The sequence below is a fragment of the Pseudomonas sp. 05N434 genome (assembly GCF_056396965.1).
Genome location: NZ_JBFTMK010000803.1, coordinates 1 through 1,580, shown reverse-complemented (window position 1 = coordinate 1,580; position 1,580 = coordinate 1). Strand labels below are relative to the sequence as shown.

Below are 1,580 nucleotides of genomic sequence, written 5' to 3'. Positions count from 1 at the left end.
GTACCGCGCGAAGTTCAGACAGCTTCCTGGGCTCTGCGCTCGCCTCAGACCCTGCTCTACCCCCTATGTGACAAGGGCTTTGGCCATTCGCCAGCCCCTGTTAAAACTGCCTGTTTCGGCTGATTGGCACCGAAAGCGGCAATGGCTTGCAGAGCCTGTTTTGGGTACCTTGAGGTGTCCCGATTCCATGTCTTGAAATGACTTGCGACACTCGAGCTGTGACAACATGTCGCACACATGCCGCATCCATAATTGTCGCGCATCAAGGTCTTTTCATTTGAGCTTTGAACATGCAAAACGCCCCGGCCTCTGAACGAGGACCGGGGCGTTTTTTGTTTCCTGCAACGGTGTGGCGGACGGTCTCAGCGCAGGGCTTTGCGGTTACGCCAAGTGAGCAGCGGCACCAGCACCACGACCAGCACGAACGCCGTCAGCGCCCACTGTGCCAGGGACAAACCAAGGATCGGCGGGTACGGCGTGGAGCAGAAACCGTCGACCTGGAAGCCCAGCGGGAAGATCTTCGCCAGCGGCAGGCCGTCGACGATCGGTTGCAGCACATCGATGCCACAGCTGACTTCCGGGTACAGCTGGGTATAGACGTGATGCCCGGCCACCCCGACGCCTGCGATGGCGCTGATCACCACCAACGCCTCGAACAGCGTGATGCTGCGGCGGGTGCGCATCGCTGCGCCGATAAACGCGAAGAGCGCGATCAGCAACAATGCGTAGCGCTGCAAGATGCACAGCGGGCACGGCGCCTCGCCCAGCACCACTTGCATGTACAGCGCGCCACCGATCAGCGCCAGGCAGATGATGCCCAGCAACACCAGATAGCGCCGTTCACGTCCCAACCGCATTGTTTCCTCGCTCATCGCGTTTCCCTTCTGTGTCCGTGGATCAGCTCGCCGGCGGCTGCGCTTGCAGCTGCTGCATCAGGCTGATGTTGTCTTCGATATGCCAATTGGCCGCGATGCGACCGTTGTCGATCTGATAGATATCGGTTGCCCGGAAGTCTACACGCTGACCCTGACCTTTGAGAGCCTTGAACGGGCCGGTGAAGTGCCCACGAAAGTGCAAATGCACCACCACCCGATCACCGGCAATGATCATTTGTTCGATCTCGCAGCTCAGGTCCGGCACCGCCGTGCGAAAGAACTTCGACGCCAGCAGCGGCCCGGTCGGCCCCTGAACCCGGCCTTCTGGCGGGGTCTTGTCGACGAACTGCTCTGACAATGCAGCCTTGGCCAACGCCTCCTCCCCGGTGTTCCAGAAGCTGCCATAGCGCCGGGCGGCCAATTCCATGGAATCGCGCTGCGCCTTGGACAGGCTCTGATCGACAATCAGGCTCTTGGGCTGGAGCAAGGTCGGTTCGGCAGAGGCAAACGGACTCGCCAGCAGCGCAGCGGTCAGGCTGAAGCCGGCCAGGGTTAAACGGCGGGAGATAGTGATGTGAGTCATGGGGCGATCCTGATCATGTAAACGAACGAGCGCCTATCATCAGCATCGGGGAATAAACGATAAACCGGTTAAGAACGGATTAACCTTTAAGCGTTTTTTACGAATCGGGACCGAGGTGAAGC

2 protein-coding genes are annotated in these 1,580 nt (G+C 59.6%); both read right to left on the bottom strand.

The features are described 5' to 3' along the window. Positions 1-362 precede the first annotated feature (362 nt). Positions 363-872 carry a disulfide bond formation protein B gene (locus tag AC1DLB_RS29565; RefSeq protein WP_019582334.1) on the bottom strand — a complete coding sequence of 170 codons (510 nt, stop codon included), beginning with the start codon at positions 870-872 and terminating at the stop codon, positions 363-365. A gap of 25 nt (positions 873-897) precedes the next feature. Then, positions 898-1,458 (bottom strand): ester cyclase, encoded by a 561-nt coding sequence (locus AC1DLB_RS29560; RefSeq protein ID WP_477744663.1) that lies wholly within the window; start codon positions 1,456-1,458, stop codon positions 898-900. Between the last annotated feature and the right edge of the window lie 122 nt (positions 1,459-1,580).